The 25973-nt window shown below is 64.7% G+C and carries 28 protein-coding genes and 2 tRNA genes; 8 read left to right on the top strand and 22 right to left on the bottom strand.

Features of this window, described 5'->3' with window-relative positions:
* Positions 1-36: 36 nt before the first annotated feature.
* Entirely contained in the window at positions 37-1341 is a 1305-nt protein-coding gene (locus WDM24_RS37730; RefSeq protein WP_338829323.1) for a sorbosone dehydrogenase family protein, read from the bottom strand.
* A 449-nt stretch (positions 1342-1790) separates the two neighbouring features.
* On the opposite strand from WDM24_RS37730, the gene WDM24_RS37735 reads away from it, so the two are divergent.
* Positions 1791-2075, top strand: coding sequence for a hypothetical protein (locus WDM24_RS37735; protein WP_338829324.1), 285 nt, complete (start codon positions 1791-1793; stop codon positions 2073-2075).
* 147 nt (positions 2076-2222) lie between these two features.
* Here WDM24_RS37735 and WDM24_RS37740 read toward each other — a convergent pair whose 3' ends face one another.
* The 4 genes from WDM24_RS37740 to glf form a co-directional block, all read right to left on the bottom strand.
* The gene (locus WDM24_RS37740) at positions 2223-2900 is read right to left on the bottom strand and encodes a Crp/Fnr family transcriptional regulator (RefSeq protein ID WP_029079813.1); all 678 of its coding nucleotides are present in this window, start codon (positions 2898-2900) and stop codon (positions 2223-2225) included.
* A 207-nt stretch (positions 2901-3107) separates the two neighbouring features.
* Positions 3108-3491: a hypothetical protein gene (locus WDM24_RS37745; protein WP_166213815.1), complete on the bottom strand. Its 384-nt coding sequence runs from the start codon at positions 3489-3491 to the stop codon at positions 3108-3110.
* A 564-nt stretch (positions 3492-4055) separates the two neighbouring features.
* Positions 4056-5324 (bottom strand): serine hydrolase domain-containing protein, encoded by a 1269-nt coding sequence (locus WDM24_RS37750; protein WP_338829325.1) that lies wholly within the window; start codon positions 5322-5324, stop codon positions 4056-4058.
* 67 nt (positions 5325-5391) lie between these two features.
* Entirely contained in the window at positions 5392-6600 is a 1209-nt protein-coding gene (gene glf, locus WDM24_RS37755) for a UDP-galactopyranose mutase (protein ID WP_338829326.1), read from the bottom strand.
* Positions 6601-6799: 199 nt separating this feature from the next.
* Between glf and WDM24_RS37760 the strand changes: the two genes are divergently transcribed.
* A complete protein-coding gene (locus WDM24_RS37760) occupies positions 6800-8032 on the top strand; it encodes a hypothetical protein (protein WP_338829327.1) in 1233 nt (410 codons plus the stop codon).
* Positions 8033-8106: 74 nt separating this feature from the next.
* A complete protein-coding gene (locus WDM24_RS37765) occupies positions 8107-9270 on the top strand; it encodes a caspase family protein (RefSeq protein WP_338829328.1) in 1164 nt (387 codons plus the stop codon).
* 48 nt (positions 9271-9318) lie between these two features.
* Here the strand turns inward: WDM24_RS37765 and WDM24_RS37770 are convergent, their stop codons facing one another.
* Together WDM24_RS37770 and WDM24_RS37775 are read right to left on the bottom strand one after the other, a co-directional pair.
* Positions 9319-9882, bottom strand: coding sequence for a DUF488 domain-containing protein (locus tag WDM24_RS37770; protein WP_338829329.1), 564 nt, complete (start codon positions 9880-9882; stop codon positions 9319-9321).
* A complete protein-coding gene (locus WDM24_RS37775) occupies positions 9875-10084 on the bottom strand; it encodes a DUF2945 domain-containing protein (RefSeq protein ID WP_166299108.1) in 210 nt (69 codons plus the stop codon). The genes WDM24_RS37770 and WDM24_RS37775 overlap by 8 nt, the downstream gene beginning before the upstream one ends.
* A 365-nt stretch (positions 10085-10449) precedes the next feature.
* Between WDM24_RS37775 and WDM24_RS37780 the strand changes: the two genes are divergently transcribed.
* Positions 10450-10980 (top strand): hypothetical protein, encoded by a 531-nt coding sequence (locus tag WDM24_RS37780; RefSeq protein WP_338829330.1) that lies wholly within the window; start codon positions 10450-10452, stop codon positions 10978-10980.
* A gap of 80 nt (positions 10981-11060) precedes the next feature.
* On the opposite strand, the gene WDM24_RS37785 is transcribed toward WDM24_RS37780, so the two are convergent.
* From WDM24_RS37785 to WDM24_RS37830, 10 genes are all read right to left on the bottom strand, one after another.
* Entirely contained in the window at positions 11061-11288 is a 228-nt protein-coding gene (locus WDM24_RS37785) for a DUF7681 family protein (protein WP_338829331.1), read from the bottom strand.
* A gap of 263 nt (positions 11289-11551) precedes the next feature.
* A tRNA-Phe gene (locus tag WDM24_RS37790) sits at positions 11552-11627 on the bottom strand.
* Positions 11628-11766: 139 nt separating this feature from the next.
* The gene (yacG, locus tag WDM24_RS37795; RefSeq protein ID WP_166301474.1) at positions 11767-11949 is read right to left on the bottom strand and encodes a DNA gyrase inhibitor YacG; all 183 of its coding nucleotides are present in this window, start codon (positions 11947-11949) and stop codon (positions 11767-11769) included.
* A 302-nt stretch (positions 11950-12251) separates the two neighbouring features.
* The gene (locus WDM24_RS37800; RefSeq protein WP_166301471.1) at positions 12252-12881 is read right to left on the bottom strand and encodes a Maf-like protein; all 630 of its coding nucleotides are present in this window, start codon (positions 12879-12881) and stop codon (positions 12252-12254) included.
* A gap of 384 nt (positions 12882-13265) precedes the next feature.
* On the bottom strand, positions 13266-13727 hold the full coding sequence (locus WDM24_RS37805) for a low molecular weight phosphatase family protein (protein ID WP_338829332.1): 462 nt from the start codon (positions 13725-13727) through the stop codon (positions 13266-13268).
* Between the two features lie 51 nt (positions 13728-13778).
* The gene (locus tag WDM24_RS37810) at positions 13779-14288 is read right to left on the bottom strand and encodes a UPF0262 family protein (protein ID WP_166301465.1); all 510 of its coding nucleotides are present in this window, start codon (positions 14286-14288) and stop codon (positions 13779-13781) included.
* Positions 14285-15580, bottom strand: coding sequence for a histidinol dehydrogenase (gene hisD, locus WDM24_RS37815; RefSeq protein WP_338692485.1), 1296 nt, complete (start codon positions 15578-15580; stop codon positions 14285-14287). Before hisD ends, WDM24_RS37810 begins: the two co-directional genes overlap by 4 nt.
* A gap of 232 nt (positions 15581-15812) precedes the next feature.
* Entirely contained in the window at positions 15813-16241 is a 429-nt protein-coding gene (locus WDM24_RS37820) for a DUF2948 family protein (RefSeq protein WP_338692486.1), read from the bottom strand.
* Positions 16242-16338: 97 nt separating this feature from the next.
* Positions 16339-16998 (bottom strand): epimerase, encoded by a 660-nt coding sequence (locus WDM24_RS37825; RefSeq protein ID WP_338829333.1) that lies wholly within the window; start codon positions 16996-16998, stop codon positions 16339-16341.
* Between the two features lie 40 nt (positions 16999-17038).
* On the bottom strand, positions 17039-17977 hold the full coding sequence (locus WDM24_RS37830; protein WP_338829334.1) for an SDR family oxidoreductase: 939 nt from the start codon (positions 17975-17977) through the stop codon (positions 17039-17041).
* A 113-nt stretch (positions 17978-18090) separates the two neighbouring features.
* Here WDM24_RS37830 and WDM24_RS37835 point away from each other — a divergent pair, with 113 nt between their 5' ends.
* Positions 18091-18741: a TetR family transcriptional regulator gene (locus WDM24_RS37835; protein WP_414645652.1), complete on the top strand. Its 651-nt coding sequence runs from the start codon at positions 18091-18093 to the stop codon at positions 18739-18741.
* A 176-nt stretch (positions 18742-18917) separates the two neighbouring features.
* On the opposite strand, the gene WDM24_RS37840 is transcribed toward WDM24_RS37835, so the two are convergent.
* The 5 genes from WDM24_RS37840 to WDM24_RS37860 form a co-directional block, all read right to left on the bottom strand.
* The gene (locus tag WDM24_RS37840; RefSeq protein ID WP_029079848.1) at positions 18918-19742 is read right to left on the bottom strand and encodes an alpha/beta fold hydrolase; all 825 of its coding nucleotides are present in this window, start codon (positions 19740-19742) and stop codon (positions 18918-18920) included.
* Between the two features lie 142 nt (positions 19743-19884).
* Entirely contained in the window at positions 19885-20385 is a 501-nt protein-coding gene (locus tag WDM24_RS37845) for a hypothetical protein (RefSeq protein WP_338829335.1), read from the bottom strand.
* Positions 20386-20560: 175 nt separating this feature from the next.
* Complete coding sequence (locus WDM24_RS37850; RefSeq protein WP_166301447.1) at positions 20561-20869, bottom strand: UBP-type zinc finger domain-containing protein; 309 nt, start codon at positions 20867-20869, stop codon at positions 20561-20563.
* Between the two features lie 169 nt (positions 20870-21038).
* Positions 21039-22736: an FAD-dependent oxidoreductase gene (locus WDM24_RS37855; protein WP_338829336.1), complete on the bottom strand. Its 1698-nt coding sequence runs from the start codon at positions 22734-22736 to the stop codon at positions 21039-21041.
* Positions 22737-22792: 56 nt separating this feature from the next.
* Positions 22793-23002 (bottom strand): hypothetical protein, encoded by a 210-nt coding sequence (locus WDM24_RS37860; RefSeq protein WP_338829337.1) that lies wholly within the window; start codon positions 23000-23002, stop codon positions 22793-22795.
* Positions 23003-23321: 319 nt separating this feature from the next.
* Here WDM24_RS37860 and WDM24_RS37865 point away from each other — a divergent pair.
* From WDM24_RS37865 to WDM24_RS37875, 3 genes are all read left to right on the top strand, one after another.
* A tRNA-Thr gene (locus tag WDM24_RS37865) sits at positions 23322-23396 on the top strand.
* A 708-nt stretch (positions 23397-24104) separates the two neighbouring features.
* Complete coding sequence (locus tag WDM24_RS37870) at positions 24105-25196, top strand: peptidoglycan-binding protein (RefSeq protein WP_338829338.1); 1092 nt, start codon at positions 24105-24107, stop codon at positions 25194-25196.
* Positions 25197-25454: 258 nt separating this feature from the next.
* Positions 25455-25796 (top strand): winged helix-turn-helix transcriptional regulator, encoded by a 342-nt coding sequence (locus WDM24_RS37875; RefSeq protein ID WP_166301435.1) that lies wholly within the window; start codon positions 25455-25457, stop codon positions 25794-25796.
* Positions 25797-25973 lie beyond the last annotated feature (177 nt).

The following is a 25973-nucleotide window of genomic DNA, read 5'->3' on the forward strand; positions in this document are numbered from 1 at the left end:
GCCGCGGACCCGTGCGAAAGGAGGCCGGCGACGGTCCTATCGTTCCGCCGTGACGCGCCAGATCACGTTGCCGACGTCGTCGGCGACCAGCAGCGAACGGTCCGGACCGAGTGCGACGCCGACCGGGCGGCCGTACGACACCTTCTCGTCGGGCGCGAGGAAGCCCGACAGGATATCGCGCGCGGGCCCCGAGGGACGGCCGTTGCTGAACGGCACGAACACCACCTTGTAGCCAGACAGCGTCGAGCGATTCCACGAGCCGTGCTGGCCGATCACCATGCCATCGGGGAAACCGGGCAGCGTGCCCGCGGGCATCCAGCACAGGCCAAGCGAAGCGGTGTGGCCGCCGAGCGCGTAGTCCGGCTGGATCGCCTTGGCGACCATCGCCGGATCCTGCGGCACGCGATCGTCCACCGTCTGACCCCAGTAGCAATAGGGCCAGCCGTAAAAGCCGCCGTCGCGCACCGAGGTCAGATAGTCCGGCGGCGTCTCGTCGCCGATGCCGTCGCGCTCGTTGACGACGGTCCACAGCACATTCGTCGTCGGCTCCCACGCGATCCCGACCGGATTGCGCAGGCCGCCGGCGAAGATCCGGCTGGTGCCGGCGACGAGATCGAGCTCGTAGATCGCGGCACGGCCTTGCTCGACCTCCATGCCGTTCTCGGCGATGTTGCTGAGCGAGCCGACGCCGGCATAGAGCTTCTTGCCGTCGGCGCTCGGCAGCAGGCTGCGCGTCCAATGCCCGTCGGGCTTGAAGGTGAGGAGCTTGCGTCCCTCTGCCGTGATGCGGTCCGCGCCCGCGGCGTAGGGAAAGGCGACCACGCCGTCGGTGTTGCCGACATAGAAGGTGTCGCCGATCAGGGCCATGCCGAACGGCTGGCGCAGTCCTTCCATGAAGGCGCCACGGCTTTCGGCAACACCGTCGCCGTCACGGTCACGCAGCAGCGTGATGCGGTTGGCGCTGACGCCGAGCGCGGCGGCGCGGCGCATCGTCGCTTGCATCGCATAGTGGAACACGCTGCGCGGGGTGCCGGCGATCTGCGTCGCCTCGGCGATCAGCACGTCGCCATTGGGCAGCACATTGATCCAGCGCGGATGATCGAGCCCGGCTGCAAAGGCGTTAACCTTGAGCCCGGTCGCAGCGGTCGGAAGCTGGCCCTTGTCCCAGCCGCGTGCCGTCGGCATCTTCAGCGTCGGGATCGCGCCCTGCGACTTCGCCGCCGGAATCTGCGGCGCGCTGCCCCAGGCGGGCGCCGGCTCGGCGCCCTGCATCCGCCGCCACGCCACGGCCCCCGCACCGATCGCCGCGACGACGCGGGCAAAAACTCCTGACGTGCTCATGAACTTCCTCTGTACTTGTGCCGTGTTATTTCGCCTTGCTGCGACCGGCAAGAGCATTGGCATAATGCCGGCCCTGATGACAGTAGTTATACGATCTTCGCAGCCGCCCTCGAATCGAGGAAACTGTCCACACGCTCCCTTGTCAGAGCGTTTTCCTCCCTGAGACCTTGCCCGCCGCAGTGGCGGGCTTCCTTTTGCGGAACGCCCCGCTTTTTCGAAGCACGGCTGCGCGGCCCGGCCGTGGACCGTTATAGCCAGGAGGGCATAGCGGACCAGCGCGGGATGCATACTGCTGCGCAGAGACGTGCGTACCGGTCCTTCAGGGTCCAAGCCCCCTCACCAAAATCTGATCCCACCCTCGTGCAGCTTCACCTTCATGGGGTGCATGGCAGATCAGGAACGCTGCTCCATGCCGGTCGTTGGTCGGGACACCAGCAAGGAGTGTATGAATGCAACGGAAGACCAAGATACTGACCCTGGCCGTGGCGTCCCTGATTGCAACGACAGCAGGTGCGTTCGCGCAGGGCTATTATCCGTATGGGAGCCCCGATGCGAGATACTACGGCGGTCCGCGCTACGAGACCGTTCAACCGCATGTGATGTACCAACCGGCGCAACCGGGCCGGTACGGCGCGATGAACGGCAACCATCCGGCGCCGAGTTCGACCCAGGGCGACGTTGGTCCTGAAGGGAACAACAACGGCACGCTGACCGGCGTCTACCGGCAGTGGTAGTCTACGCAAGATTGAAGGCCCATCGCTCGGCCTGAGCGATGGGCCTTTTTGCTGTTCCTCACTCGGCCGCCTGGACATGCACGGGCGCCTGCGCCTCCAGCGCGGAAGAACTGCGTGCTGCAGGCGCCGTTCAAGGCCGCGCGGCGGTCAGTCTTTCCGGTCTATCTCGGGCTTGTCGCGCAGAACAGCGTTCAGAAGCGAGCTGTGAACTTCGATCTTTCCGTTGTAGCTGATGAAGCCGAGCTTGCGGAACTTATTCATGAAGAAGCTAACCCTTGAACGGGTCGCACCGATCATTTCGGCCAGCGTTTCCTGGCTGATCTCGACGTCAATGGGCTGCGCGCTGGTTTCCTTGCCGAAATTTGCCAGCAGGAGCAGCAGGCGCGCCAAGCGCTTCTCGCTGGAATTGAAAAGTTGGTCGATCAGGTCTTCTTCCATTCGGCTATTGCGCGCGAGCAGATAGGTCATGAACAACTGAGAGAACATCGGCTTGGCTTCGAGCGTTGAAATCATCGCCGTCTTCGATATTCGCGTGATGACGCAGTCCTCCATTGCCGTGGTCGTGGCAATCCGCAATGGATGACCGTTGAGGCAGCCCTCACCAAAGAATTGTCCCGGCTCCAGGATCCCGACCACGGCTTCCTTACCTTGGTCAGAAACGACTGTGAGTTTGACCTTTCCTTCTTGAATGTAGAATACCGCGTCCGCGACATCTCCCTGCGCGAATACGTTCTGGCCTTTGCCAAAGCTAGAAATCGATTTTCCGGCCCCAACCTTGGCCAGGAAGGTTTTGGGATCAAACAAGTCCTTCGCGGGCTTAACCAAAACGGCACTCTCGTTCGCTGGGCGTTAGCATGCTGTCATGCTACCAAGATTCTGCAGGATGTTCATCCGTTGAACGGCGCGCGCAGCGGGAAATTGGCGTCAAAACGACGCGCTTGACCACCGTTGCAAGAGCCACTGCGCGAGATGCGGGCATGTCGAGAAGTTGCGCGTCTTTGCGCGGATTTCACCGTGTCGCGGGTTGCCTGATTAGCCGCGGCGCTCCGCGGCCTTGCCGCTGCCGAGCGATTCGGCACAGGCCTTCGCAACCGCCGAGTTTGGCTCAGTGCTTCCCGGCATCGTGGCCCAACCGCCTTTTTCGACAAACCTGCTCTGGTCGAATGAATAAGTCGCCTTCTTCATTTCGGCCAGGTTCGTCGAGGCATCGGCGGCTTGTCGGAACCTGTCAACGCAGATGGGTGTGAGAGCTGCGACGACGGCCGTCGCAGCACGGTTGCTCGCGAGGGTCTCGGCCGACCCGCCCGTCACCCAGCCCCCCCAGCTGAACCCCACGATCGCCAGAGCAATTGCTCCGCCTGCAGCGCCCCATAACGCGGGCCGCATGGCAGCTTTTGTTTCCTTGGAGATTTCCATGATCTTCATCCTGACCTAGAGGTTTGGGACAGTTCGTGAGACCAAGACACGTCGATTGATCGGTGTCTGTACCAAATTGCTCATTCGGGCGCGGATGGACCTTCGGGGATGGCCTGGTGTACCGCTTGTTTGTGCCCGCGATGCTCCTGAGCTGCGCGGTCGCTGTCGCGATTCCTCCACCGCGCAGTTGGGTACGAGCGGTGTGCCCAAATAGTCGGTTCCGTGTTCCTTTTTGGACAGACAGGGAGGGCCCTCGCCGATCTATTCCGCACATTGCACGACTTGAAATATATTACCGATCAGCCCGGCCCTCGCGGCCGGGCTTTTCGCTTGAGATCGTCCGTTCCGATCAAACGGCGGAATGACACCGGCGTCCCGGCAAAGCGAGAGAGCCTCCTTACGGCGGTTTCGAGCGCAGAGGTGCCCGGTTCGCGTGAAGAAAACACGTCAAACCAAAAAACCGCCTGGGATTCAATCAGAACCGCCAATCGAGGCCCATCGCTCAGTCCGAGCGATGGGCCTCGATGCCTTGCTGAAAGAGATCTCACACTGGGGTGACGGTTCTTACTTCACCATCGCGCCGTAGACGATGTCCTGCACATTCTCGCGATAATATTTGCGCAGCTCGCCGGGCGCTGCGGTTCCCACCACAACGACGAGGTGCTCCTTCGGATCGCAGAAGAACTGCGTGCCGTTGGCACCGTTCCAGGTGAACTCGCCGGGATTGCCCGGCACCGACGACAGGCCCTCGCTGGTCCGCACCGCGACCGACAGCCCGAAGCCGAAACCGCCGCGATGCGGCTCGACGGCGGCGACGTTGTTCTTGATCTCGGGCCCGAGATGGTTCGAGGTCATGTGATGCACCGTCTTGGGGCTGAGGATGCGCTGGCCGTCGAGCTCGCCGCCGTTGAGCAGCATCTGTCCGAAGCGGAGATAGTCGCCGACGGTGGCGAACGAGCAGGCGCCGCCGCAGTCGAACTTGATCGGCGCGTCGAGCACCCTGATCGATTGCGGCTTGCCGGTAAGCGGATCGTTGGCAAACGGCCGCGCCAGCCGCGCGCGCTGGGCGTCGGTCAGATGGAACGTCGCATCCTTCATGGCGAGCGGCGTCCACACATTGGCCTTGAGATAGTCGCCGAGCCGCTCGCCCGAGATTTTCTCGACCACGGCGCCGAGCACGTCGATCGAGAAGCCGTATTCAAACTCGGTACCGGGCTGATGCACCAGAGGCAGCTTGGTGATGCGGTCGATGAAGGCCACCGTGTCGCCCTCGACCGCCGGCGCGGTGCCTTCGGGATAGAGCCGCGCCAGCGCGCTCGAACTGTCGGGCCGGCCGCCATACATCAGGCCGGAGGTGTGGCGATAGAGATCATGGATCAGAATCGGCCGGGCCTGCGGCTCCATCTTGAGCGAGCCGTCTTCCTGGGGCACGCCGACCTTCATGTCGGCAAACGCCGGATAGTACTCGGCGACCTTCGACTGCAGCGGCAGCCGGCCCTGCTCCATCAGCGTCAGGCCGGCGACCGCCGCCATCGGCTTGGTCATCGATGCCAGCGCGAACACCGCATCGATCGGCATCGGCGTGCCCTTCACAGGATCGAGCTGACCATACGCCTTGTAATGAACGAGCTTGCCGTCGCGCGCGATCGCCACCACAGCGCCGGGCACCCGCTTGGCCGCGATCTCGCGCGCGAAGAAATCGTCGAGCCGCGCCAGCCCCGCTTTCGAGAACCCGGCCTGGTCGGGCCTTATCTCGGGCAACGGCGCGGCGTGGGCGATGTTGAAAGCAAGACCCGTGGCGGCGACAGCCGCGGCAATAACGGTTTTTCTCATTGTTTCCTCACCGGGGGATTGCGGGCGATTGTTATTGACTTCGCTGCCCGCACCCGGAGGGCTTAGATTACGCCGGCAAGGGCGACAAGGCGTGGCGACGCGCGGCCGCGTCGCCGAGTTGCATGCCTCCGCCGCCGAGGCGCGGCTCGACCTCGTGCTCGAACGTCTTCAGCGCCGCGCCGATCGCCTGGTGCATGTCGAGATATTTGTAGGAGCCGAGCCGGCCGCCGAAGATGACATTCGGATGCGATGCCGTCATGCCGTGGTAGGCGGCGAGCATCGCGCGGTCGGCCGCGGTGTTGATCGGGTAATAGGGCTCGTCGTCGCGGCCGGCAAAGCGGGAATATTCGCGGTAGATCGTCGTCCGCGCTTGCGGATGCGCGCGCTCCGGATGCAGATGCCTGAACTCGTGGATGCGGGTGAACGGCACCTCGGCGTCGGCATAGTTGATGACGGCGGCGCCCTGGAAATCGGCGACGTCGTGCACCTCGCGCGCGAAGTCGACGGTGCGCCAACCGAGATGGCCGCAGGCATAGCCGAAGAAGCGGTCGATCGGTCCGGTATAGACCACGAGCTGCCGCGCCTTGATGCGGTCGGCGACGTCGAAATAATCGACACCGAGCCGGACCGCGACCTTGGGATGATCGAGCATCCGGCGGAAGATCGCGGTGTAGCCGTCCACCGGCATGCCCTCGTAACGGTCGGCGAAGTAGCGGTCATCGAAGGTGAAGCGGACCGGCAGCCGGCCGATGATGTCGGCCGACAGCTCGCGCGGATCGGTCTGCCACTGCTTCTGCGTATAGCCGCGGATCAGGAGGTCGTAGAGCGTGCGCCCGACCGAGGCGATCGCCTTGTCCTCGAGATTGCCGATGCCGGAGGCGCCGTGCGCTGCGGCCTCCGCCGCGATCGCGGCGCGCGCCTCGTCGGGCGTCATGATCCGGCCGAACGCGGCACACACGGTGGCAAGGTTGATCGGCATCGAATAGACCCGGCCGTTCGCCACCGTGAAGACGCGGTGGCGATAGTCGGTGAACTCGGTGAAGCGCTGCAGATAGCGCCAGACGGTCTCCGAATTGGTGTGAAAGATATGGGTGCCGTAGCGGTGCACCTCGATGCCGCTGTCCGGATCGACCTCCGAATAGGCGTTGCCGCCGATATGCGGCCGGCGGTCGAGCACGCAGACGGAGCGGCCGAGCCTGTTCGCGACCTGCTCGGCGATCACGGCGCCGAAGAAGCCCGCGCCCACCACGACGACGTCGAAGCCATCAAGCTGCATGTGATCCCCGCCCCTGTCCGTCGGATCGCAACGGCGCCCCGACGGAGCTTCAACGCTGCGGCATGGCCATTCCGGCGAAATAAATCGCGGCGCCAGGATAATTCCGAGCCCGGAACGGCCGGCTCGGCCGTTCAACGAGGAGCATGCGAGGCGATCGATTAAGTCCGCGCGCAGCAACAACATCATACGCGGGGGCCTCATGTCCGTGATCTGCGTTCTCTATTCCAGCAACACGACCTATGATTCGCTGCGCGGCATCCTCGCGATGGCCGCCGCGGAGCTCGACCGGCTCGGGCACGAGGTCATGATGCTCGACCTGCTGGCGCCGGATTTCTCGGCCCGGCTCAACGCCCTGCTGCCGCGGCGGACGGAGACGATGGCGCTCGGCTTCTCCGGCATCGGGCTCGACATCCACACCAAGGACGGCAAGCTGTTCTGGGACGTCGCCCAGATCCCCGTCTTCACCTGGTTCTGCGACCACCCCTGCTATTTTGCCAAGCGGCACGGGCTCGAGAGCCGCTATACCGCGCACGGCTACGTGTTTCCGGACCACGCCGCCTTCAACCGCGATCATCTGGGCGCCAATGGCGCTGTCTTCGCGACCCATATGGGCATCCCCGATCCCGGCTTCTTCGGCGGCCTGCCGCCCGAGCAGCGCAACGGCCGGCTGATCTTCGCCAAGTCGGGCTGGAATCCGCTGGCGCTCGAACGCGGCTGGCGCAAGACGATGCCGCCAAAACTGTTCGGCCTGCTGTTCGATGCGATCGCCGAGGCGCGCGGCAAGACCTGTGGCGGGTTTCCCAAAATCATCGTCGACGTGGCCGAGCAGCACCTCGTCTATCTGAAGCCGGGCGGCGACCTGTTCAACGTGATCCTGACCCGGCTCGACAATTACACGAGAGGGGTGCGCACCCGCGAGGTGGGCGCCGTGCTCGCCGACTATCCGGTCGACTTCATCGGCGGCGGCTGGAGTGATCTCGACGTCGCCGGACGTCCGGCCCGCGTGCTCGGCGCGATGACCTTCGATGCGATGCGCGAAGGCCTCGGCAGCTATCTCGCCGCGGTCTCGCTCAATCCGAATATCGACCTGTCGGTGCATGACCGGGTGTTCTTCGCGCTCGGTGCCGGCACCGTGCCGGTGTTCGATGCCAACCGCTTCTCGGCCACCGAGATGCCGCATCTCGCCCGCTTCACCTTCGGCCAGGACACGGCAAGCGTCGCCGCCGCCGTCGAGGCGGTGCTGGCAGATCCCGCCGCGGCGCAGGCCGCGACCGCCACCACGATGCGCGAGCTCTATCCGCGCTTCTCGATGCAGCGGTCGGTGCAGGAGATCCACGAGATCACGCGGTCGATCGCGGGCGCCGCCGGCGCCAATCTGCTGCCGGCCGAGCCGGTACCGGCCGGCGTCTGGACGCCGAAGCAGGCGGCCTGATCGCGCAGCCATTTCCGTGGCTGGCCCGCGCGCCCTGCGATACCATGGACCCGTCGCCTCCAATCGGGTCCAGCATGAACCGCCGCGCGTTTGTTTCGGGACTGGCCGTCACCGCTGTGCTGGCGGGCCTAGCATCAGCGCCGGCTCTGGCCGACGGCAAGCGAGTGGCGCTGGTGATCGGCAACGGCGCCTACACAGGCGTGCCGGCGCTGTCCAATCCGCCTGGCGACGCCGGCGATGTCGCGGCGGCGTTGAAGCGCCTCGGCTTCACTGTGACCCTGATCACGAATGGCCGCTTCGACGAGATGCGGCGCGGCCTGATCGCGTTCGGTCGCGCGGCGGCCGGCGCCGACATGGCGGCGGTATACTTCGCCGGCCACGGCATGGAGATCAACGGCGACAACTGGCTGATCCCTGTCGATGCCGAGCTGAAGCGCGATACCGACGCCGCCAATGAAGCGATCAGCCTGCAGAGCGTGATGCTGCAGGTCGCAAACACCACAAGCCTCGGCCTCGTCATCCTCGACGCCTGCCGCAACAATCCGTTCGCGGCGAAGATGAGCCGCTCGCTCGCGACCCGCGCCGCAGCAGGCAGCGGGCTCGGCCGCATCGAGCCGGTCGGCAACGTGCTGGTCGCCTATGCCGCGCGCGACGGCACCACCGCGCTCGACGGCGACGGACGCAACAGCCCGTTCGCCGCGGCGCTGTTGCGCAACATCGAGGCGCCCGGTGTCGAGGTCACCTTCATGTTCCGCAACGTCCGCGACGATGTGATGGAGGCGACGCGCAACGAGCAGCAGCCGTTCGTCTACGGCTCGCTGTCGCGCAAGGCGATCTATCTCGCGGGCGCGCCGCCGGCCGAGAGCACGGCCGCGAAACAGGCGAACGCGGCGCCGGCCGCCGCGGCTCCGGCATTGTCGGCGCCAACAGCGACGTCAGCCGGGGCCATCGATCCGGCGCTGGTCGGCACCTGGGAGATCATGGTGGCAAGCGGCCGCGGCCAGTCGCGCTGGATCTGGCAGATCATGGCCGACGGTGCTTACAAATTCCACGCCGAGCCCGCCCGCTCCGCGCGCCCGCATGAAGGCACCGTCAGTTTCGCCAACGGCCGCTGGACGCTGCACGCGCTGCGGGGGCTGAAGAATTACAGCGACGGCGGCTCCTACGAGGTGCGCGATACGACGGCGGTGATTACCGGCAAGCTCGGCACGGGGTACTGGAAGCGGAGTGGGGGGTGAGGCGGCGCGCGGCAATGGTGCGGCGGCCGCAGGCCTTCGCACCCCCTCTCATAAATCCAGTTGACCAGTAGCGGGATAGACCACGGTGCGGTCGCTCTGCACCACGGCGCCTTCGGTGAGGCGGGCGGGCTCCAGCCGGCCCTCCCCCATGATGTGGACGACGGCTTCTCCTGACGCAATGAGATAGTCGGCGACGATGCGGCGGTGGCAGCGCCACCACACGGCTTCAGAGCACATGATCGCGCAGCGTTGCCGGTGGCCCTCGTCGCGCAGATGCTGCAGGCTCGCGTGAAACTGCGGCGACAGCGCATAGTCGGCGTAGTTGTGAAAGCTCTCGTTGCTCCAGAACCCGTTGACCGAAGGCGGCACGGTCTGCGCCTTACCGCGGAGCCCGCCGAGATCGGCCAGATGCTCATACGAGATGCCGACCACCGTCAGCGGTTTTGGCAACGTATCCTTGTTGAACTGCGGATTGGTCCTCGACCTCGGCACCGTTCTGATGTCGACGACACGATCGATCTTGGCCGCGGTGAGGAGGACGATGAAATCCTCGAGGGCGCGGTTGGAATGGCCGATCGTGAAGAACGGAAACGCCACGCCTTTGCTAGGCATGATGGAGCGCGCTGCCCTTGTGGGCCGCGACGTGATCGGTCTTGTCGCTCTTGATCTCGTATTGCGGATCGGCCTCCGAGGCGCGGTGCATGTGCCCCTTGTAATCAAAATCGCTGGTGTGAACCGCGATGATGGTGCCCGAGACCCGTCCGGCCTCGGAATTCCAGCTGACGTAATCGCCGACTTTGAATTTCCTGGCCACGTCGCAACGTCCTTCAGGCGTGGGATTGCCTCTACGATAGGGCGCCAAATTGCGACGCCGGAATCAAGATGTCCGCCACTGCAAACGGGTGGCAGCCAGCCAAGTTCCCGTCTCGCGTTCCGGATCGTCCGAATGCGCTGTTGGACTGGTCAGAACTGCTGCGAGGAGAATGGTGCCCAGGGGCCGACCATATCTGATCTTCTAAGATATTGCCAACGCTAGACAATTCACGCGAACGAAAATTACCTAACCAGATTCCTACCCATACGCGCGCGGGTTGCAGTGGTGCGCTATAGTGTACCTCTGGAAATTCGCATCGACGACTATGGCCAACCAAGAAGCACCAGCAGCGGGCGTGAGGAGCGATGATTTCGGAGCAATGGCTTAAGGGCTACACACAGGCTGAGCTTGATAGCGCCCAACGTCGATTTGATCTGGAATTTCCTCCCGACTTGATTGCCTTGTTGAGGGAGAAACGTCCGGCAAACGGGCACGATTGGACGAACGATGCTGAGATAAGGCGAGCGCTGGCTTGGCCCTTTGAAGGACTTCTGTTCGACGTTGAACAGAATCACCTGTGGTGGCCTGAATGGGGAACGAGGCCAACCAACGCAGATGCCCGTAAGGAAGTTTTGCAATCAATCGTCGCGCGCGCGCCGAAGTTGATACCATTGATCGCGCACCGGTATTTACCGGAAGAACCTCGCGAGCAAGGTAATCCCGTATTCTCCGTGTATCAGGCCGACGTGATTTACTACGGAGCCAATTTGACGGACTATTTTGAGCGAGAGTTTCTTGGGTTCAACCATCGCCCCTGGAGCCAACCAACCAAGCACATTCCGTTTTGGTCCGACCTTGTGGAGCGAAACGGCGACCCAAATTTTGGTGGACTATAACTCTCTTGTCAGTTTGTCCCACCCAACAAAGAACTCCCTCAACTGTTTGAGGGAGTCTATGCATACAGGTTACGAGGCGGCTACGCGGTCGCTGCTTTGACGGCCCACATTGCCGCTTCCTCGTAAGCCGTCTGCGCCAAAGCCACCAAGCGAGGGTCCTTGGGTTTGAGGTGATCGCATAGGTTGATCAATTCGGCCGTGCGCTGTTTGATAACATCCACATTACCATTGGCGCTGGGATTAAACGTGGTGCGAACGCGAAGTTCGCCGACTGTGTTGGGCGTTACCGCCCCGCTGTTGTCTGACATAGCTCGATGGATAAACTTCTATTGCTTTCATTCTCTCATGCGTCCGCCAACGCGCAAGCGCGGCTGCAACGGTTCGTGTGAATTGTCAAAGGTGGGAATCGAACCACGGACAAACCGGATGGGTAGGACGCCAACTCGATTTTCGTCGCTACCCAGATTCCTACCCAGGTGAGAGTTGGTCGCGGCTGTTCACCGCGTTCCCTAGCGCTTCATGTGGCGTGTGATCGGGAATCGAACCACCGACACTTGGTGGGTAGAAGTCATGGTGCCCAGGGGCGGGATCGAACCACCGACACTGCGATTTTCAGTCGCATGCTCTACCAACTGAGCTACCTGGGCATACTCGCGGGGCCGAAAGGCCGCAGCGAGCGGGCGGTTTATAGAGAGGTCGGGGCGCCGTGTCCACCCGGCTTCGCGAAACGCTTCGCCGGGCGCGGCCCGCGTGGCGTTGTTTCCCCAACTTGTTGGGAAATCTTGGCTATTCCCCGTCCTCTACGTCGTCCTCGCGGCCGGGGACGACGTAGCGGCCGGTCAGCCAGCGGTTGAGGTCGACGTCGCGGCAGCGCGGGGAACAGAACGGGAGAAAAGCCTGCTGGGCGGGCTTGCTGCAGATCGGGCAGGCGCGCGCGGTGGCAGGGGGTGTTCGGGCTTGGTCGGTCATGGCTGGGCGGAGTTTACACCAGTTGGCGATTGAGAAGGCGACTGCGTGTTCCACGTTCGCCGCTGGCCCACTTCCCTTCTCCCCTGGTGGGAGAAGGTGGCCATAGGCGGCCTTCGGCCGCCGTTGTAAAAGGACGCCGATGCAAACGCATCGGCTATGCGCAGTCCGCGCCGGATGAGGGGTCTCTGTCCGCGGAGGCAGACCCCTCACCCGGAATTCAAGCTGTCGCTTGAATTCCGACCTCTCCCACAAGGGGAGAGGTGCAGTGCCGACGTGGCGCCGGAAGAGAGACTCGTCAGATCTCACACCGCGACGGCGTTGAGCCAGCCATGGCGGATCGGAAAGCCCTCGCCGCCGAGCAGGGTCACGGTCTCGTAGAGCGGCAGGCCGACCACATTGGTGTAGGAGCCGACCAGCTTGACCACGAAGGATCCGGCGATGCCCTGCACGGCATAGCCGCCGGCCTTGCCGCGCCATTCGCCGGAGCCGATATAGGCCTGGATATCGTCGTCGCTGAGCCGCTTGAAGCGCACGCGCGTCTCGACCAGGCGCTGGCGGAACGCCTCGCGCGGCGTCACCACACAGATCGCGGTGTAGACGCGGTGGTTGCGGCCCGACAATAGCCGCAGGCACTGCGCGGCCTCGTCGACCAGATTGGCTTTCGGCAAAATGCGGCGGCCGACCGCGACCACGGTGTCGGCGGCAATGATGAAGGAGCCGCGCAGATCGTCGTCGAGCTGCACCGATTTCAGCGCGGCGTCCGCTTTCGCACGCGCCAGCCGATTGGCGCAGGCGCGCGGCAACTCGCCCCGCCGCGGGGTCTCGTCGACATCGGCCGGACGCAACGCATCGGGCTCGATGCCGGCCTGGTTGAGCAGGGCCAGCCGCCGCGGCGAACCGGAAGCAAGAACGAATTTGGGACGGCCTAGCATGCGGGCTTTTGGGCTGAATCGGGGGGACGGACGCGGGCGGAACCTATCGGATGGGGCATGGATGCACAACCTTGGAACCGGCTGCGAATCGCGCTTCCCCGTGGGCGACAAGGCCCCATAAGCACAGCTGTTTGTCAGTCTGGCGACAAGGGGCGTTCTGCGAATCGGAACCACGCAGGACTCTTCACCTCTCCCCTTGTGGGAGAGGTCGGAATTCAAGCGACAGCTTGAATTCCGGGTGAGGGGTTCAGGTCTGTCGGCGAGCGGAAGTCCCACGAGAGACCGAAACCCCTCACCCGGATTGCATCTGTCGATGCAATCCGGCCTCTCCCACAAGGGGAGAGGCGAACCGGGTATGCGGGGCGGCTCGCGACTATCGGGCAATCATTCGTTCGCCGCGCCCTTGGCAAAACGGCGGCGGATGCGCAGCAACAGGCCGTCGCAGACCTCGCGATAGGCAGCGAGCTTCTGCTCGCGTGTCCCCTCGGTGCCGGTCGGGTCCACCGTCGGCCAGTATTCGACATCGGCCGCGACCGTGCGGGTGAGGTCGAGCGCCCTGTGGTGGGCCTCCGGCGCCAGCGTGATGATCAGGTCGAAGTTCAGGCCTTCCCAGTCCTCGAGCTCCTCGAAGGTTTGCGGCTTGTGGGTGGAGATGTCCTGGCCGAGCTCGGCCATCACGGCGATCGCGAACGGGTCGAGCTCGCCCTTCCGCACGCCGGCCGAGCGGACATAGAGGCCTTGCGGGAACATCTGCTGCAGCAGGCTTTCGGCCATCGGTGAGCGCACGCTGTTGAGGCCGCATGCGAACAGCACGGCCTGCGGGTTGCGCGCGCGCGGCGCTTCCATGCGATCAGGCTTTTTTCGACCGGGGCGCGCCCCCGTCAAGCGTCATTCCGATCATTGCCCGCCCTCACCCTTCCAGTGCAGCACAGTGATCAGCGTGAACAGCCGCCGCGCGGTCTCGAAGTCGACGCGCACCTTGCCCTTGAGCCGCTCCTGCAGCGTGCGCGAGCCCTCGTCATGGATGCCGCGGCGGCCCATGTCGATCGCCTCGATCTTGTCCGGCGTAGCTGTCCGGATTGCCTGATAATAGCTGTCGCAGATCATGAAGTAGTCCTTCACGACGCGGCGGAACGGCGTCAGCGACAAGAGATGCGCGACCACCGGCGCGCCGTCCTCCTTGCGGATATCGAACATCAGCCGGTTGCCGGTGATCGCGATGTGCAGGGTGTAGGGCCCCGGCCCGGCGCCGCCTTCCGGCGCAAACAGATTCTGCTCGACCAGGTCGTAGATCGCGATCGCCCGCTCATGCTCGATGTCGGGCCCGGAACGGCCGATCGATTCCTCGTCGAGCGTCACCGCGACGATGCGATTGTTGGAATCCTCGTCGTCTGGTGGCTTGTTCATGAGAGGTTGAGGCGCAATCCGACGGAACGTGAATGGGCATCGAGACCCTCGGCCTGGCCGAGCGTCATCGCGGCGGGCCCGAGCGCACGAAGCTGATCCGGCCCGCACCTCAGGATCGAGGTTCGCTTCATGAAGTCAAGCACCCCGAGGCCCGAGGAGAACCGCGCCGAGCGCGCGGTCGGCAGCACATGGTTGGAGCCGCCGACATAATCGCCGATCGCCTCGGGCGTATTGGCCCCGAGGAAGATCGCCCCGGCATTGCGGACCTGCTTCGACAGGCCCTCGGCGTCCGCGGTCATGATCTCCAGATGCTCGGCCGCGATCGCGTTGGCGAGCTCGACCGCGTCGTCGAGCTTTGCGACCATGATGATCGCACCGAAATCGTCCCACGAGGCCCGCGCGATCGCCGCACGCGGCAGCGTCGCCAACTGTGCCTCGACCGCGCGCTCGACATCGGTGGCGAGCCGCGCACTGTCGGTGATCAGGATCGACTGCGCGCTGACGTCATGCTCGGCCTGCGCCAGCAGATCGGCCGCGATCCAGTCGGCATTGCCGGTGTCGTCGGCGATCACGAGCACCTCGGACGGGCCGGCGATCATGTCGATACCGACCTTGCCGAACACCAGCCGCTTGGCGGCGGCGACATAGGCGTTGCCGGGGCCGACGATCTTGGCGACCGGCGCGATCGTCGCGGTGCCATAGGCCAGCGCCGCCACCGCCTGGGCGCCGCCGACGCGGTAGATCTCCGAGACGCCGCCGAGACCTGCTGCCGCCAGCACCAGCGGGTTGAGCTTGCCGTCCGGCGCCGGCACCACCATCACCACCCGCGGCACGCCGGCGACCTTGGCCGGCACCGCGTTCATCAGCACCGAGGACGGATAGGCCGCGGTGCCGCCGGGCACGTAGAGCCCGACCGCATCGACCGCGCTCCAGCGCCAGCCGAGCTCGACGCCGGCGGCATCGGTGAAGCGCTCGTCCTTCGGCAGCTGGCGGCGGTGAAAGGTCTCGATCCGGTCGCGCGCGAATTTTAGCGCCTCGACGGTTTTGGGGTCGCACGCGGCCACCGCGGCGTCGATTTCGGCGGCGGTGATGCGCAGGCCGGCGGCGTCGATGTCGAGCCGGTCGAATTTCTTGGTCGCCTCGAGCAGCGCCGCGTCGCCGCGAGCCGCCACGTCGTCGACGATGGCGCGGGTGGCGCGCTCGACGTCGGCCGATACCTCGCGCTTGGCCGCCAGGAAATCGCGGAAACGCTGGTCGAAATCGGCGCTCTGTCGGTCCAGGCGAACGGGCATGGCGGCTTTCTGAAGAGGATTCTGGGTCCCTGCTCAATGGCGCGGCGGATAATGGCCGTCAACCCTTGCCAGACACGCAATCCCACCGTCGTCCCGCCCACCGTCGTCCCGGCGAAGGCCGGGACCCATTACCCCTGAAGCCCGCAGCTGGAGCAGGGTGGGCCCCCCAGCGTCCCATAACAAATGGCATTTGTGATTATGGGTCCCGGCCTTCGCTGGGACGACGGCATATTTACCCCGCCGCCACCCCGAGATCATCCGTGCCGAGATCGGTCAATTCGCACTCCAGGCACTCGACATCGAGCCGCAGCGCGGCGCCCTGGCCGAACATCAGGAGCGCGCTGCCGCCCGGCGGGTCGGAGGCATGGAATTCGATCCCGAGCAGTTCCAGGCTGGCCCCCGGGGCCTCAAGGTCGATATTGCGCGACTTGCATGCCAGCACCCGGTCGAACCTGAGCGCGGCGATCAGCCGGCGCGAGCAGGCGCCGCCGGACAGGGTCTGCTCCCAGTCGAGCCGGTTCAACCCGACCACCAGGCGTTTCTCGTCCTGGCGCCAGACGATGTCGGCGGGCTGAACGCGGGCGTCCTGCACATGGGCGGAGATCACCGCAAGGTCTTCGGCATCGAGGGCGATCAGTTTCAGGGGAGCAGGTGGGGACATGCGGCAGTTATAACGCCTTGAGACCCCCGAGGTACCACGTGGCCCAAGGAAATCCGGAGCAAATCCGGCTCCAAGGGAACCGGGTCCCCGGCACGGCTCAGAGGCTGTTGATGTCCTCGCTCTCCAGCACCGGCCGGGGGTAGCCGTCGCGGACGACCTCGAGCATGGCGCGGCCGAGCTGTTCCGAGGTGGTCATGTAGGCGGGGGCGAGCCGGACCAGAAGCGACAGCAGCGGTGAGGTCGCGAGATAGATCGCCTGCACCCAGGGCGTCTTGGAACGCACGCCATGCAGCGGCTGGATGCCGGCGGGCCGGAACATGTAGGCGGCCTTGAACGGCAGTTTCAGCAGGTCGTTCTCGGTCTTGCCCTTGACCCGCGCCCACATCAGCGAGCCCTGCTCGGTGGAATCGGTGCCGCGTCCGGTGACATAGGTGAACACCATGCCGGGATTGAGCCGCGCCAGCGTCGTCGCGGCGGCCAGCGTGACGTCGTAGGTGAGATGGCGGTAGCGCGCCTCGTCCATGCCGATCGAGGAGACGCCAAGACAGAAGAAGCAGGCATCGTAGCCGGTCAGCTGCGGCTCGATCGCGCTGTAATCGACGAAATTGTCGCAGGTCAGTTCGACGAGCTTGGCATTGCGCTGCCCGGTCAGGCTGCGCCCGACCGCGAGCACCCGCTCGACGCCGCCATCAAGCAGGCATTCGCGCAGCACGCCCTGCCCGACCATGCCGGTCGCGCCGAACAGGATGATTTTCATCTCGATTGCCCCTCGATGCCGCCTTGCCGCCCGATCGCGCTCAGGCGGCGGTGGCGACCTGATCGAACGATACACCGGTCAGCATCGCCGAGACATCCCAGAGCTGCTCCGCCACCACGGTGTCCCTGGCCTGCGGCATGATCCGCGCCGGCACCGGCGGGCCCTTCAATTCATAGAACCAGTCGGGCCCGTAATAGCCGCCGGGCTCGGCTGCCGGCGAGGTCGCCGCGAACAGCGTCGGCAGCGCGCCCGCGGCCGCCGAATGGCTCATGAAGGGCTGCAGATATCGGCCGAGCCGCCACGACAAGCTGTCGGTGCCTGGTCCGTTCGGGATCAGCTCGGTGCGCGCGTAGCCTGGATGCGCGGCATTGCTCATGATCCCCCAGCCATTGCGCGCGCTGCGGCGCTGCAGCTCGAGCGCAAACATCAGCATCGCAAGCTTCGACTGGCAGTAGGCACGCCATGGCACATAGGCGCGCTGCGACTGCAAATCGGCGAAACTGATCGCGCCGGTGCGGTGGGCGAGGCTCGACAGATTGACGACGCGGGTGTTTTGGCCGCGGCGCAGCTGCGGCAACAGATGCGCGGTCAGCGCGTAGTGGCCGAGATAGTTGGTGCCGAACTGCATCTCGAAGCCGTCTGACGTGACCTGCCGTTTCGGCAGCGCCATCACGGCGGCATTGTTGATCAACAGGTCGAGCGCATCGTGGCTGGCGGCAAAGCGCGCGGCGAAATCCGCGACCGATGCGAGGCTCGCGAGGTCGAGCGTTTCATAGGTGACCGCGGCATCGGGGAGCTGCGCGCGGATCCGCGCCAGCGCGTCCTGCCCCTTGGCGCCGTTGCGGCCGGTCAGCACGACATTGGCGCCGGCACGCGCCAGCGCGAGCGCGGTCTCATAGCCGAGCCCGCCGGTTGCGCCTGTTATCACCGCGGTCCTGCCGCGCTGCCGCGGAATGTCTGCAGTGCTCCAGCCAGTCATGCTTATATCTCCTTGCGACACGAATCGGTTCTGACGGTTGTTGTCGGTCTTGCGGGTTCCAGCCGCATCCGGTGAAATGTGCACTAAGTGCATTTTTGCAAGAGGTGAAAAATTTGAAGCGCCCTGCGCCCGCGCGCAAATCTGCCAAGCCCCGGCACTCCAACGAGAATTCGGCGCCGCCCGCCGCGACGTCCGGCCTGCGCGCGCGCAAGCGGCGGGAAACACGGGAGCGGTTGACCCGGGCGGCGATGGCACTGTTTCTCGAGCGCGGCTTCGAGGCGACCACGCTCGACGACATCGTCGCCGCAGCTGATATCTCGCGCCGCACCTTCTTTCACTATTTCGCGTCGAAGGAAGACGTCGTGTTCGCCTGGCAGGAGGACGGCAGCACGGCGCTGATCGCAGCGGTCGCAGCGCGCCCGGCCACCGAATCCATGCTGCAGGCCGCGGAGAACGCGATCGCCGAGATGGTGCGGCAGCTCGATCCGCGCGAGGCGGTCGCACTGGCAAAGCTCAAGCGCGACAATCCGGCGCTGCAGGCCCGCGATCAGGTGAAGTACGAGAAGCTCGAGCGCGATCTCGCCGACGCCTTGCTCAAGCGCGCCGGCAACAAGGCCGACCGGATGAGGGCCCGGCTGGTCGCAATGATCACCACCGGCGCGATGCGCGTCGGCGGCGATCTCTGGGCCGCCGACGGCGCCCGCGAGAAGCCGGATCTGCTCGCCAAGCGCATCTTCGCCGCGATCCGCGCGATTTTTGAGTGAGCGTGCGGAGCGACAGGATCTCTGCGCTATTCGTTAGGCGAATTCTGGTGAGGTGAGCACGCTGGTCAGGCTCCCCCTTGCGGGCCCCGCAAGGGGGGAGGGAACCTTGCCGCTGGTGGCTCCCTTACGCGATCGAAGTGAAGCTGCGTTGCCTGGCGCAAGAGAACAGCGTCACATCAGCCCCTGATGAACGCCAGCAGATCCTTGTTGATGGTCTCGGCTTCTGTGGTCGGCATGCCGTGCGGAAAACCCTTGTAGGTCTTCAGCGTGCCGTTCTTCAAAAGCTTGGCCGAGAGCGGGCCGGAATCGGCGTAGGGCACGATCTGGTCGTCGTCGCCATGCATCACCAGCACCGGGACGTTGATCTTCTTCAGGTCCTCGGTGAAGTCGGTCTGCGAGAAGGCGACGATGCCGTCGTAATGCGCCTTGGCGCCGCCCATCATGCCCTGCCGCCACCAGTTCTGGATCACGGCCTCCGACGGCTTCGCACCGGGCCGGTTGTAGCCGTAGAACGGCCCGGCCGGCAGATCGCGGTAGAACTGCGAGCGGTTGGCCGCGAGTTGCGCCTGCAGGCCGTCGAACACCGACTTCGGCAGGCCGCCGGGATTGGCCGCCGTCTGCAGCATCAGGGGCGGCACCGCGCTCAGGATCGCCGCCTTCGCCACCCGGCTCTCGCCGTGGCGCGCGATGTAGTGCACGACCTCGCCGCCGCCGGTGGAATGGCCGACGTGGACCGCGTTCTTCAAATCGAGATGCGCGGTGACGGAAGCGAGGTCGTCGGCATAGTGGTCCATGTCATGGCCGTCGCCGACCTGGGCGGAGCGGCCGTGGCCGCGGCGGTCATGGGCGACGACGCGAAAGCCGTGCCCCACGAAGAACAGCATCTGGGCGTCCCAATCGTCCGACGACAGCGGCCAGCCATGGCTGAACACGATCGGCTGGCCCGAACCCCAATCCTTGTAGAAGATGTCGACGCCGTCTTTGGTGGTGATGGTGGGCATTTGATTGCTCCTCTTGTTGCTGATCCTTTGGTCCGGACACGCAGGCGTAGACGGACCTCGGGCGATGGCGCGTCGCGGACGCGCCATCGCACCTCATCTTCTATGCTGTGCGTCGCTTTGAGACGACGTCACCCGCCCTGGATCAGGCGAACGTGACCGGCCTGAACCGGCGCCAGGCACCGATGATCATCACGGCGAAGAACACCAGCACGACGCCCTGCACCACCGCAAACACCGGGCCGGCGGGCGGATTCGGCGGCACCGCCGGCGCCAGCGCCTGCAGCGCGGGCACCTTGAGGAAACTCTGGATAACAAGCACGAAGACGTTGAGATAGAGCGAGACCATCGCGGTCACGACATAGATCGGCCGCCAGGCGCCTTTGAGCTGCATCGCATACAGCGCGATGCAGGCGATCGCGAGCAGCAGCAGCGACAGGCCGCCGATGATGTGCGACGGCAGCAGCTTCTCGGTCACCAGCGGCGGAATCACGAACCCGGTGGCGCTGGTCAGGATCGTGAACAGCAGGAAGATCGCGGTCAGCCCCGGCATCGCCCGCGAGCCGAGCAGGCCGAACATCACGATCACACCGGCGACGATTGCAATCAGGCTGATAATGACGTGCACAAGCACCAACGTCGTCATGTGACGCACTCCCCAATGAGACCCGCACCACGTTACGATGCATCCTCGAAAATTGCTACACGGTTCGATGGCAGGATGACCGGCATCTCATGACATTTCGCCGACGCCGGCTGTTGCCGAAAATGTTCGCAGCGCTGTCGCAGAACGCGGCACGTGCGCCTGGTGAGACATTGAATCAATCATAGCGCGGGATCGGCCCATTATGCGGCGTCTTGCGCTTCGACAGATCGAACAGCACCTCGTCGACATAGCACCAGCCCCAGCCTTCCGGCGGATCGTAGCCCTCGATCACGGGATGGCCGGTGGCGTGGAAATGCGCCGTCGCATGCCGGTTCGGCGAGTCGTCGCAGCAGCCGACATGGCCGCAGCTCCGGCAGATCCGCAAATGCAGCCAGCGGCTGCCGCTCTTCAGGCACTCCTCGCAGCCGAGCGCGCTCGGCGTGACGTCCTGGATGCCGGCGATGTGGGTGCAGCCTTTTGACATTTTGGCCTCTCTTTATGCATCCCTGTTCAATCCGTCATCCTGAGGTGCGAGCGGAGCGAGCCTCGAAGGATGAATCGGCCACAGACCGAGCCGTGCATCCTTCGAGGCTCGCCGAAGAGGCTCGCACCTCAGGATGACGGGGATAGAGCTACCCCAATGGATCCTTCTCTCACAGCGACGGACTGCCCGCGTCGGCGAGATAGCCGTGCAGGGCGGCGACGACCTGGGCGCCCTCGCCGATCGCGCCGCCGACGCGCTTGACCGATCCGGAGCGGACGTCGCCGACCGCGAACACGCCGGGCACCGTGGTCTCGAGCAGCGGCACGGCGCGCGCGCCCTCGCCGCTCTGCACGCCGGTCATCACGAAGCCGCCGCGGTCGACCAGCACCCCGCAACCCTCGAGCCAGCCGGTGGCCGGATCGGCGCCGACGAACAAAAACAGATTGCGGATATCCATGGTGAACTCGTCGGGCGCGAGCCGGCTGCGCCAGCGCACGCGCTCCAGCGTCTCCGCGCCTTCGAGCCCGATCACCTCGGTGTTGAACATCAATTCGATGTTCGGCGTCGCCTCGATGCGCTCGATCAGGTAGCGCGACATGCTGGCCCCGAGCCCGCCGCCGCGGATCATCATGTTGACCCTGCGGGCATGCGCCGACAGGAACACCGCCGCCTGGCCTGCGGAGTTGCCGCCGCCGACCAGCACGACGTCCTGGTTGGCGCAGAGCCGCGCCTCGATCGGCGAGGCCCAGTACCAGACGCCGCGGCCCTCATAGCTCTCGAGATTATCGATCCCAGGCCGGCGATAGCGCGCGCCGCTCGCCACCACCACCGACCTGGCGCGCAACGTGTGCCCGCATCCGGTGGCGAGCGCGAACGCGCCCGACGCCTTCGTGCAGTCGAGCGATTTGATGGAGACCGGGATCAGCATCTCGGCGCCGAATTTCTGCGCCTGGTTGAAGGCGCGCCCGGCGAGCGCCTGGCCGGAGATGCCGGTCGGGAAGCCCAGATAATTTTCGATCCGCATGCTGGCGCCGGCCTGGCCGCCGAAGGCGCGGGAATCGAACACCGCGACCGACAACCCTTCCGAGGCCGCATAGACCGCGGTGGCAAGCCCGGCCGGGCCGCTGCCGACCACGGCGACATCGTAGAGCTTGTCATGCGCGCTGTTGCCGATCATGCCGAGCGCCATCGCAAGCGCGGTCTCGGACGGATTGCGCAGCACCGTGCCGTTCGGACAGACCACCAGCGGCAGCTCGGCGCGCGTCGGCGAATAGCGCGCGACGAGGTCGGCAGCGTCCTTGTCGGTCTCGGGGTCGAGGAAGTGGTGCGGCTGGCCGTTGCGCGCCAGGAAATTCTGCAGCTGCGCCATGTTGCCGACAGACGCAGGGCCGATCAGCACCGGCCCGCCGGCGCCGCCCTGGATCAAGCTGACCCGGCGCAGGATCAGTGCGCGCATGATGCGCTCGCCGAGGTCGGCCTCGGCAACCAGCAGCGCGCGCAGCCGCTCCGGCGGCAGCAGCAAGGTCTCGACAACACCGTCGGCATGGCCGTCGACCAGCGCGGGGCGGCCGGAAAGCTGGCCGATCTCGGCGAGGAATTGGCCGGGCCCCTGGTCGATCACAGGCGTGACATGGCCGAGGCCGTCGCGCTGGGTGATCGCGATTGAGCCCGACAGCACGACGAACATGCCGGGCCCCGGCTTGCCGGTTTCGAACAGCGCCTCGCCATCCCCAAACGACCGCGGCTCGCCGAAGCGGCGCATCCGCTCGATCTCATGCGCCGTCAGAGTCGGAAAGGTCTGCTCATGGCGCGGAAAGGCGTAAGCGGTTGCGTTCAGCCGATCGATCGTCGTCTCATCTACAGTCATGTCGGCGACCCGCTTCTTCTTCTTGCAACACACGTTCTTGCAACACACGAGCCGGGTTAACGGCGCGGCTCGTTTCCACCGGCGTCATCTAGCGAGCCACGATCTAAAGAGCCATGGCCCGGTTCGGAAGCCACATCCTCGCGACCGCGCGCCTGCGACTTCCGCCGCTTCAGGTTTTCGCGCAGCGCCAGCTTGAGACGATCCTGTCGTGAATCCTTCACGCGGGCCCCGGCCTGCCCGCCGCCCTTGTCCCGATCGCCCGTCATTGCAAAACTTTCGAACTGCCGACGCCTCTAGCAAGAGGCCAGCATAGACAATGGCCGACGCCGGCGCACCCTACCCGGTCGGCCAGTTGTGCTCGATGGCATGATTCGGCGCGCGACAGAATCAGGAGCTTTTCGACCGATCGGGAACCCAATCCGGCCGAAATCGGCCGGATTGGTCGGAATCGCCGGCGAGGAACGCCAATTTCTGCCGATTTCACGGGCAGCAGGGACGCTGTTTCGCTTGCGCGAAAGGGAGGCCTGTGGCAAGAACCGCCCGCTTGGACGGGCCCTTGGGGCCGATTCAATTTTTCCCGGGCATGCTGCCGTAGCTCAGTGGTAGAGCACTCCATTGGTAATGGAGAGGTCGACAGTTCAATCCTGTCTGGCAGCACCACCTATCCAATTGAGAGGCCTAGATCCTCTTGCAATTGCAGCACTAATCCCGCTCGTTTGCCACCAACCGTCGCCACAACAGGTTTGGGTCACCCGACGAAAGCTACTTCGCGGGCATAGAGTCGATCATCGCGGGGCGCCTCGACGACCACGAGCCGCCATTCTTATCTCGCGACAACCGTTTTGCCTGGTTGATCTGCTAGACACACCCACGATCAAGCCGGCCCGAAGGGCCGCCGCGGAACGAAACTTTCTCCGCATCGGCGGGGGCGGATTTTCGCGATAGACCATCGGTCTTCGGCTTCGGAAATGCGCTTCATTCGCCGTCGTCCTCAATCGGCTGAGTCAGACGTCGGACGACATACATCGTCTCGACTGATCGATTTGAAGATGAACGCGGAGGGCGAGTTCTTCTTTTTCGACTGACTTCCCGTTCGCAGATGTGTTTGTCGACTTCCTCCTTATTACAGAGGGAGAATAGGCGCTGGGTCGCGGCGACGGCGGCCTTGTCGCCTGCTTCCGGCGCGGCTTCGACTACACCGCGTCGGCCGCCCTGAGCACGCGGCAGACTGCGCTACGCACCTGCCAGCACGACAAGCTCAAGTCGAGCAAAGTTGCCACATGGACTTGCAGGCGAATTTGTGTAGACCGGTAGTGCCGGTGCAGTTCGGCTTGAGAACTGGGCCGGCATCGCCTTGGGGCACAGCCAATGGGACGCTTGCGTTGCTACTGTTTTGATCAGAGCTGCCGCGCGACCGCTCCCCGCGTCGAACCGGATAATCAGGTCGCCTTGCCCGTCGTGGTCGGCCGTTCCGTGGGGCAGGGCGGTGCCAACGTCCGCAACGATGTTCTCACCATCCAGCAGGCACTGAATGCGGTCGGCACCAGTCAGGGCGGCCCGACGCCACGCCTCGCAACGGATGGCTTGATGGGCCCGTTGACGCGCGCGGCGATCGGCAGGTTCCAGAAGCAGAACATCAGTTTCGTCGATTTCCGCATCGACCCGAACGGGCCGACGATTCAGGCGCTCAATCGCATTTTACGCGCCTCGTTGCCAATCCTGGCGAGCGGATCATCGAGATCGCTCGCGCCCCGCAGCGGTGTCGGCCAGGTTGCGCCGCCGGCGCCGACCTTCACCGTCACGGATGAGATGATGGAGCAGATGTTCGAAGACACCTTGCCCATCTCGCGGGCCTGCGTGAAGAGCGCGCTGCGCACGCTGACCGCGGCGAAAGTAATGGGCACAATCGAATCTCCGGCCCAGACGCTCGTGCGCAAACACTTCGCGGTTCTGCTCAGCGATCCGCCGCCGCCGGATTTTGTGCTGATCGAGCGCACCTTTCGCGCCATCGATCGCGAGCTCTCGGTCGCCGCCCTGAGTCCCGCTACGACTTTCATTAAGTTCCCGTTTACGCTCTCCTTTAACGAGATGGCGGAATCCCGCACGCTAGCGCTCGCGATTTCGAACGGCGTCACCATGCGCGGCGAGACCGTTCAGCTCGACCGGACGAATGGCACATCCGCCACGCTGCGGGCGGATGCGGTGGTGATCGCGCCGGTCTATTTCTTCGCGTCGAGCGACCTGCAGATCGGCACGCTCATCCACGAACTCGCGCATTTCGTGGGGCGGCCGGATGGCCATCCCGATTGCATCGACGATCCGCCGGACAGGTCATCGAGCGATGCCTCCCTCGCACGGTTGCCGCCGGATAGGCGGCCGCGCATCGCGGAGTTCTACGCGCTGTTCGCCTTCGAGGCACATTTCGGACGCAGCATGTTCCGCGTGCTACTCAAGTTCTGAGGCGGGCTGGCCCGCTTTGCGATCCCAATAATATTCAAACTGCGACACCACCGACCCATCCACCCAAAAACCTCACGCTCTTCGACACGCCCTTGCCTCCTCATGTCCATTGCCGGCTGAGACTTGTCAGCGGCCTGATCCATCTGGAGAGCAGTTCCCGGGTGCGCTATACTGTAAAAATTGGCCGGTACTATCCAAAAGCGTAGTGTCAAAAATTATGCAAAGCAGAGGCGATACGATCTGGTTCCCGGCTGCTCGATGGAAGCAGCGGTCAACTTGATCAATGGCAAGTGGAAGTCGGTGATCCTCTATCACCTGCTCGACGGGACTCAGAGGTTCAACGAACTGCATCGGCATTTGGCCGGTTGCACGCCGCGCCTCCTGACCAAGCAACTGCGCGAACTGGAGGAGGATGGGCTGATCCAGCGGATCGCGTATCCGGTCATTCCTCCGAAGTTGGAGTACAGCCTGACCGACGAGGGACGCTCGCTTGGTCCATTGCTGCTGCAGCTCCGGGATTGGGGCCAGGGATGGCTGAATCGGCGCGGCCGCAAGACGCTCGCCGATCGGGCCCACGACCAATCCGGCGCGGCTCACTAGCGGGGCGCTGGCAAACTACTCGCGACCTCTCTACATCTGCACGTCTGCCGCTTTCGACGGCTCAATCCAGTCTACCGGGTTTTCCACGAATCAAGGATCGCGCCGCGCGCCGCCAGGCATTTCGTGAGCAGATGCACGACGGCACGGTGCGTCAGATCATTGGCGGAGACCGCGAAG

Origin of the sequence: Bradyrhizobium sp. 27S5 (genome assembly GCF_037217225.1) — a bacterium.
GTDB lineage: Bacteria > Pseudomonadota > Alphaproteobacteria > Rhizobiales > Xanthobacteraceae > Bradyrhizobium > Bradyrhizobium septentrionale.